An 8,214-nucleotide genomic window follows, 5' to 3' on the forward strand; every position below is an offset into this window, starting at 1 on the left:
GATTTTATTTTTGGTGTGTCTGGTGTTCAGCGGTGTGCTCTCCCGACCGGCGCGGTGCGGGGGCCGGGCGGGCGCCCGCCCCCCCACCCGACTACCGCCTGTCCGATATGCGCGGTCACTTCCTCCTGGGACGGACGACCGCGATGAAAGCCGATGCGGCAACCGACATTCCGGTGTTGTCGGTAATGTCCACCGGCACCGCCAATTCGACATCGACTCGCGCCGCGATATCGGCGCGCGCCCACTCGAGCGGCGGCAGCGGGAAACGGTCAGTACGAAGACGTACTCGTCAGCGTGACGACGAGATAGCCGATCGCGAGAACCGCGCAGGCCACATTGGCAACAGTGGCGGCGATCGCCCAGGTTTTCGCCTTCTTGGACGCATCGAACGCACCCGCGAAATCCCCGCTGTGCCATTTCGAATGCACCTGTGCACCGAAGAGAATCGATACGATGCCGAGCACGGAACCCACCATGCAGGTGAGAGTCCCGAGGATGGTGGCCCCGATCGCCCAGCCCAGATGGGCGGGCGGCTCCGCCAGCGGGTACTGCGGATATCCGTACCCCGGCTGCGGACCATATCCCGGCTGGTTGATGGGGTAGCCGTAACCGCCTGGCTGTTGCCCATCAGTCATGGCAGTGATCCCGTCTCGAGGTCGGCGGCAGGGCCCGGCAGTTCCGGCCGAGGCCGTTACCAGCGTACGAACCCAACCCGCGTCGCGCACCACGGCCCTGCGCCGGATGGACTAGCCGTGATACGACCTGGGCAGCCGGTAGCCGCGTTCAGCGAGGATGGCGCGCAACAGATCCGGACGGTTGGTGATCAGTCCGTCCACGCCGAGATCGATCAGCGCGGTCATGGTGGCGCGATCATCCACCGTCCACGGCACCACGGTCATGCCGCGCTGATGTGCGGCGAAGACCAGTTCGGCGGTGGTGAACGCCGCGTAGCCCGGATCCTCGACCGTGCCGTCCTGCGGGCTGCCGTGCACCGGCGACAGGATATTCGCGCCGAAGGACGCCGCTGCCGCCACATATTTCTCCGGCAGCGTGCCCGGGAAGTCATCGATATCGATTCCACCCAACCAGGGCGACGCACCCGGCTGACCGGCCTGCAGAAACTGCTGCCCATTTGTCAGCGCGACGATCGGCAATTCCGGCGCCACCTGCCGCATCCGCATCAGCGCACCCCAGTCGAAACTCTGTATGGTCGCCCGGTTTTCGAAATGCGCCCGATGCACCTGCGCCGCGACCACCTGGACGAACTGCTCCCGCGGCGCGGTCTGCTCCGGAGCACCCGCCTCCACCTTCGTTTCGATATTCAGCATGACGTCATCGGCTCGATACGCCCGCACCAGATCGAATACCTCCGATAGCAACGGCATTCGCTCCCCCGGCACTGTTCGCTGATCCGGAAATGCGGCCGATCGCTTGGAGCCACAATCGATTGTCCGCACCTGAGCCAATGTCAGATCCCGAATGAACTGCGTACCGGGCACATACGGAAACCGTGGATCACCCGGAAACGCGGGCGCGGTGTCGACACATTTGTCCGGACTCGGATCCCGATCGTGGGTGACCACGGCGAACCCATCCGCCGTGATCTGCACATCCAACTCCAAGGTGCTGACGCCGAGCTCCAAGGCATTCGCGAACGCGGCCAGAGTGTTCTCCACCACCAGCGCGGCACCACCCCGATGCGCCTGCAGATCGAAACTTCGCCCCGGTCCGTCCGCCGACGCCGCACCGGCGGCGGCCACCAACGCCCCAGCCAGACCAGCCACGAACCATGGTCGCATGCACCTCATCGTGACAAACCCACCTCACCACCGCGCAACCATCGAATGAACAACCAACGCGGGGACCTGGCTTCAGCTCCGGACTGCGGCATCGTTGCCGATCAATGCGGCGCCCAGCCGCCGACTCCATCCGACCTGACATTCGTCGATCCTGGAACGTGGTCGTGGTCGTGGTCCGGCGGATCGGCCGCGATGGTGATCACGTTATGCACGCTGCCGCGGCTGGGGTTCATGCCCTACAAAGCGGCCGTCGGCCGCCGATTGCGGTGGCCTACGCCCCGCCGCGCCATCGACGGTCCGGCGAGCGCGCAGGCCGCCGACCAAACAGAGCACTGCACCCAGCGCGACCCAGGTGACCAGCACGCTGACGGCGTGGGCGGCGCCGCGGCCGTCGAAGAAGGCGGTCGATCGCAGCAACCGGCCACCGGCCCCTGGAGGCAGCAGCTGGCCGAGCTTGCCGGACCACCCGGGCAGCATCTCGGGTGCGGTCGCCGTGCCCGAGAGGGGGTTGCCGATGAGCATCATGACCAGCGCACCGATCCCGATTCCGGCATATCCGAGCAGGGATTCCAGCCCGAGGACCGTTAGGGAGGTGGCCGCGATGGTCAGGGCGACGGCACCGCTGTTCGCCGGATAGGACCCACTCAGTGAGCCGAGCCAGAACTGCAGGATCGCTGCCACGGTCAGGCCGCCGGTTGCCGCGAAGGCTATCGCCGCGGTAGCCCGACGGGCGGCGCCGTGAACGAGCCTGGTCAGCAGCACTGCGGCCAGCAGACCGCCCATCACCAGTGGCAGGGCACCTGCGGACAGGCCAGCGCCACGTGGGTCGTCGCCGGGCAGGGCGGCGAGGTCGCGGACAGCGACCGGCGAGCCGGTGCTGCCCGTCTGGCCGAGGCCGGTCGCCATGGACTGCAGGGTCTGGGCGACCGCGGTGCTGGCGGCGGAGGCGACGATGACGTGCGGGGTACCGGAGCTGAGGTCGATCGCCCCGTACACCTGCCGGTTGCGGATGAGTTGTTCCGCGGCGGCGGTGTCGGCAACTTCGGTGATCTCGAAGCCGCCCGGCAGATGCTGATCGAGTGCGGCGCGGATCTGTGCGACCGCGGTGGTCGGCCCGGCGACGGCGATCGGCACATCGTGTACCGACGACCGTACCGATGGCCAGGCAAAGGCAATGAGCAGCACGGTAATGATCGCGGTGAGCAGGACGACTGCTCCGGCCACAATCGGCCATCGTGACGGAAGCGCATCGCTGGCGAGCGGTGCCTGCGTGGTCATATCTACTCCTCGAACATTGGGCCGTGACCGGTGTTCATCGCAGTGTGAGTGGGGTTTCGGATTCGATGTGGGTCAGTTTCTGCGGGTTGCGGACGTAGTAGATGCCGGTGACGTGGGTATCCTCGACGCGTATCGCGATGACGCCGTCGAGTTCCCCGTCCATGTGCAGCGCCAGTGCGGGGCTGCCGTTGACCATGGTCACCGCGACGGTGAGCGTGACGTCTTTCTTGGTGAGGCCGCCGACGATGAACCGGGCCACCTTGTCGGCGCCGATGATCGGCCGCGGTGTGGCCTGCTTGATGCCACCTCCATCGCTGATCGCCACGACGTCGGGTGCGAGCACGTCGAGCAGGCTCTGTAGGTCCCGGGTCTCGAGCGCGCGTCGGAAAGCCTCGACAGCCGCCTCGGCCTGGCCCGCGGTGACCGAGCGGCGTGGGCGGCGGGCTTCGACGTGGCGGCGGGCGCGATGGGCGATCTGGTGCACGGCGGCAGGGGTCTTGCCGACCGCGGCCGCGATCTCGTCGTAGCCGATCCCGAACGCTTCACGCAGCACGAATACCGCCCGTTCGGTCGGGGTCAGTGTCTCCAGGACGAGCATCAGTGCCATCGACACGCTCTCGGCGAGTTCGACGTCGCAGGCCACATCCGGGGTGGTGAGCAGCGGCTCTGGCAGCCAGGAGCCCACATAGGCCTCTCTGCGGCGCTTCATCGCGCGCAGCCGGTTGAGCGCTTGGCGGGTGGTGATCCGGACCAGGTACGCGCGGGGCTCGTCGACCTGTACCGCGTCGACTCCGACCCAGCGCAACCAGGTTTCCTGCAAGACGTCATCGGCGTCGGCCGCCGATCCGAGCAGCTCATAGGCCACGGTGAACAGCAGGTTGCGGTGGGCGAGGAAGGTCTCCGTCGCCGCGACGATGATGTGATCGCCGCCGTCGCGACCCACGGCCGCGCTGTCGGACCGCGGCTGCCCACCGGGTTCACCTGTCGTGTCCATGAATCCTCTCCTGTCGGCCGTCAGTAGTCGTTGGAGCCCACCGGGCCGCCGATGACGCGCGTGCGGCAACGCCTTCGATCAGGGCGCTGCCGCACATCGCGCCGTCGAAGTCACGTGCAACTGGGCGCGGTGACGGCGGTTTCGGTGCGCTACGCGACCGGTGCTGTCGCCGCGCCGCCGCGCTGTGCCTGCAGCAGCTGCGGCCGGTGCTTGCCGTCCTTGGGCCAGGTGTGCGAACCGGGCTTTTGCGCCTCGGTCACCAGATGTTTCACGCTGGCAGCGCAGGCGAACTCCTTGAGCTTCTTGCCTGCGACCCCGCTGAAATACAGCCGCATCGCGGTGTCGTCCTTGCGACCGAGTTGGAAGATCCCGGTGCCCCGGCCGAAGCTGATGCACATCGCGGGGAACGACAGGTCGATCGTCGACGGCTGCTCTCCCGCGATCCGGCTCAGCACCGTGTCGGCGGCCTGTGCGCCCAGGCATCCCGCGGCATAGGCGCTCATCCGGAACGGCAGGCCCGACGGTGCAGACGAATCCCCCGCCGCCAGGATGCGGTCGTCATCGACGCTGGTCAGTGTTTCGTCGGTGAGCAGACGCCCGGCGGTATCGGTGCGCAACCCGCTGCGGTCGGCCAGATCGGGCACACCGAAGCCCGCGGTCCAGATGGTGACCCGACTCGCCAGCATGCGACCGTCACCGAGTTCCACGGCCCCCTCGGTCACCTCGGCGACCAAGGCGTCGGGCCCTTCCAGCACGGTGACGCCCAGTCCGGCGAGGTATTTACGGGCCGTGCGCCGAGCCCTCGGGTGCAGGTACGGACCGAGGACACCGCCACAGACCAACGTGACCGTGCGCCCCTGCTCCGCCAGTTCGGCAGCTGTCTCAATGCCCGTCGGGCCGCCCCCGACGACCGTCACCGGGGCCGTCATGGGCGTGTCGTACAGCACCGACCGCACCCGCTGCGCCGCCTCCAATGTCGCGATCGGGTACGCGAACTCGGCCGCGCCCGGCACCCGCGGGCCGGAGCTGCCGCTGCCAACCGCATAGATCAGGTAGTCGTAGCCGATACTGCCGTCCTCGGCCAGGGTCACACTGCGCCCGGCCACATCGATCCGCGTCACGCTGTCGACGACCAGCCGGACCCCGTCGGCCAGCACTTCCCGGTAGTCGACGACCGCATCGTGCGTCCCGCCCACGAGCTGGTGCAGACGCAGCCGCGGCACGAAGACCGGACGCGGATTGATCACGGTCACCGTCACGTCGTCGCGCTGCGTCAAACGATTGGCCGCCATCACACCGGCGTATCCGCCGCCGACAACGACCACATCGACGTTCGTACTCATGGTGTCTCCTTCGGTCCGAGAGGCTCGAATACAAGACACCGCAGCGCCGAACATCCTGACATCATGTGACGCAGATCACCGATCGGGCACGGTCCGCGTTGCTCATCACTCGGTGAAGGAGCTGGCTGCGACCAGGTCTCGGCACAGCAGTCGCCGAGTATCTGCCCAATCGCCCGACAGGTCAGAAACGAAGGTTCGCAAGATGCCGTCGCCGAATTCGATCACGCCCCGATCAGCGAACGCACCCGCGACGGCTCGGCGCAGTCCGCGCGGCCGCACCGGTGGCCAGACCCGCACGCGGGCCTTTGATACGGAAACGCACATCGGCCCCCGCTCCGAATGGAACGGGGGCCGAATGCTGTTACGGCACTGCCGGATTACCGGTAGTCGCTGAAACCGTAATCGTCGAGCGGAACCGCGGCACCGGTGGTGGCGCCGAAGCTGTCCGGGCTGTAGTAGGTGTCGTCGTAGGACGGCACCGCGTACGCCGCGGCACGAGCCTCTTCGGTCGGCTGAACCTGGATGTTGCGGTAGCGGTTGATGCCGGTACCGGCCGGGATCAGCTTGCCGATGATCACGTTTTCCTTGAGGCCGATGAGCTTGTCCGAGCGGCAGTTGATGGCCGCGTCGGTCAGAACTCGGGTGGTCTCCTGGAAGGATGCCGCCGAGAGCCACGAATCGGTCGCCAGCGACGCCTTCGTGATACCCATCAGCACCGGGCGACCCGCCGCGGGCTCATTGCCCTCGGCGACGACGCGACGGTTGGAGGCCTCGAACTCGGACCGCTCGGTGAGCGAGCCGGGCAGGAACTCCGTGGCACCCGAGTCGATGATCGTCACGCGACGCAGCATCTGGCGCACGATGACCTCGATGTGCTTGTCGTGGATCGACACACCCTGCGAGCGGTAGACCTCCTGGACCTCGTGGACCAGGTGGATCTGCACCTGACGGGGGCCCATCACGCGCAGCACCTCGTGCGGATCCGCCGCGCCTTCCAGCAGCTGCTGGCCGACCTCGACGTGATCACCATCGGAGAGCAGACGCTCGGTGCCGTCGTCGTGCTTGAACACACGCAGGCGCTGACGCTTCGAGAGCTTGTCGTAGACAACCTCTTCGCCACCGTCATCCGGGATGATGGTGATCTTGTAGAAGCGATCGTCGTCCTCGAGCCGCACCCGACCCGAGACCTCGGCGATGGGCGCCTTGCCCTTGGGCACACGAGCCTCGAAGAGCTCCTGCACACGAGGCAGACCGCCGGTGATGTCATCACCCGCGACACCACCCTGGTGGAAGGTACGCATGGTCAGCTGGGTACCGGGCTCACCGATGGACTGCGCGGCGACGATACCGACGGCCTCGCCGATATCCACCAGCTTGCCGGTCGCCATCGAGCGGCCGTAGCAGGTGGCGCAGACGCCGGTGCCGGTGGTGCAGGTCAGCACGGAGCGGACCTTCACATCGGTGATGCCGGCGTCGAGCAGTGCCTCGATGGCCGGGTCGCCGAGGTCGGCGCCCTTCTCCACGATGACATTGCCCTTCGCGTCGATCGCGTCGGCCGCGAGCGTCCGCGCGTAGGCGGAGGTCTCCACGTGCGCGTCCCGGATCAGCGAGCCGTCGAGCTGCTTCTCCGCGATCGGCACCATGATGCCGCGCTCGGTGCCACAGTCGTGCTCGCGCACGATGACGTCCTGCGAGACGTCCACCAGACGACGGGTCAGGTAACCCGAGTCGGCGGTGCGAAGCGCGGTGTCGGCCAGACCCTTACGGGCACCGTGGGTGTTGATGAAGTACTCCAGAACCGTCAGGCCCTCGCGGAAGGAGGACTTGATCGGCCGCGGGATGAACTCACCCTTCGGGTTGGTAACCAGACCCTTCATACCGGCGAGGGTACGAGTCTGGGTGAAGTTACCGGTCGCGCCCGAGTCGACGATCGTGATGATCGGGTTGTCGGCCGGGTAGTGCGAACGCAGCGCCTTACCGACCTCTTCGGTCGCTTCCTGCCAGATCTTGACCAGGGCGTTGTTGCGCTCCTGATGATCGAGAGCACCACGCTGGTACTTCTTCTCGATCTGATCGGACTGCGCCTCGTAGCGCTCCATGATCTCGGTCTTCTCCGGCGGAACGAGCACGTCCGACATCGAGACCGTCACACCGGAACGGGTGGCCCAGTAGAAGCCAGCGTCCTTCAGCTTGTCGACGGTCTGCGCGACCACGATCATCGGGTAGCGCTCGGCCAGATCGTTGATGATCGTCGCCTGACGCTTCTTCGGCATCTGCTCGTTGATGAACGCGTAGTCCGCCGGGAGCAGCTCGTTGAACAGCACGCGACCAAGGGTGGTCTCGGCAATCCACGCGTCGCCGCGGCTCCAGCCCTCCGGGAACAGTTCCGCCTCGATTGCCTTCGGCGGGCGCTGGTCGGTGAGCCGCACCTTGATCAGCGAACGCACGGTGAGCTCACCACGGTCCACCGCCATCTGCGCCTCGGCGGGCGAGGAGTACACGCCCTGCTCCGGTGCGTCCTTGGTGGCCGCCTGGTACTCGCCCCGCGCGCCCTCTTCCAGGCGGGTCAGGTAGTACAGGCCGGTCACCATGTCCAGACGCGGCATGGCCAGCGGTCGACCCGAGGCAGGCGACAGGATGTTGTTCGAGGACAGCATCAGGATGCGGGCCTCGGCCTGCGCCTCTGCCGACAACGGCAGGTGCACGGCCATCTGGTCACCGTCGAAGTCGGCGTTGAACGCCTCACAGACCAGCGGGTGCAGCTGGTTTGGGTTTCCTTCCACCTGCTGGGGCTCTATGG

At 66.9% G+C, this 8,214-nt stretch carries 5 protein-coding genes and 1 pseudogene; all 6 read right to left on the reverse strand.

Features of this window, described 5'->3' with window-relative positions:
- Positions 1-269: 269 nt before the first annotated feature.
- Entirely contained in the window at positions 270-635 is a 366-nt protein-coding gene (locus ABZW16_RS41850) for a CD225/dispanin family protein (RefSeq protein WP_354961715.1), read from the reverse strand.
- A gap of 111 nt (positions 636-746) precedes the next feature.
- Positions 747-1,799 (reverse strand): glycerophosphodiester phosphodiesterase family protein, encoded by a 1,053-nt coding sequence (locus ABZW16_RS41855; RefSeq protein WP_354961716.1) that lies wholly within the window; start codon positions 1,797-1,799, stop codon positions 747-749.
- A 204-nt stretch (positions 1,800-2,003) separates the two neighbouring features.
- Entirely contained in the window at positions 2,004-3,077 is a 1,074-nt protein-coding gene (locus ABZW16_RS41860; protein ID WP_354961717.1) for a hypothetical protein, read from the reverse strand.
- 34 nt (positions 3,078-3,111) lie between these two features.
- Positions 3,112-4,071: an RNA polymerase sigma-70 factor gene (locus ABZW16_RS41865; RefSeq protein WP_354961718.1), complete on the reverse strand. Its 960-nt coding sequence runs from the start codon at positions 4,069-4,071 to the stop codon at positions 3,112-3,114.
- A 149-nt stretch (positions 4,072-4,220) separates the two neighbouring features.
- On the reverse strand, positions 4,221-5,414 hold the full coding sequence (locus ABZW16_RS41870) for an FAD-dependent oxidoreductase (protein WP_354961719.1): 1,194 nt from the start codon (positions 5,412-5,414) through the stop codon (positions 4,221-4,223).
- Positions 5,415-5,791: 377 nt separating this feature from the next.
- Positions 5,792-8,214, reverse strand: a pseudogene (locus ABZW16_RS41875) (DNA-directed RNA polymerase subunit beta'); the annotation flags it as partial.

This window comes from Nocardia sp. NPDC004604 (assembly GCF_040609795.1).
GTDB lineage: Bacteria > Actinomycetota > Actinomycetes > Mycobacteriales > Mycobacteriaceae > Nocardia.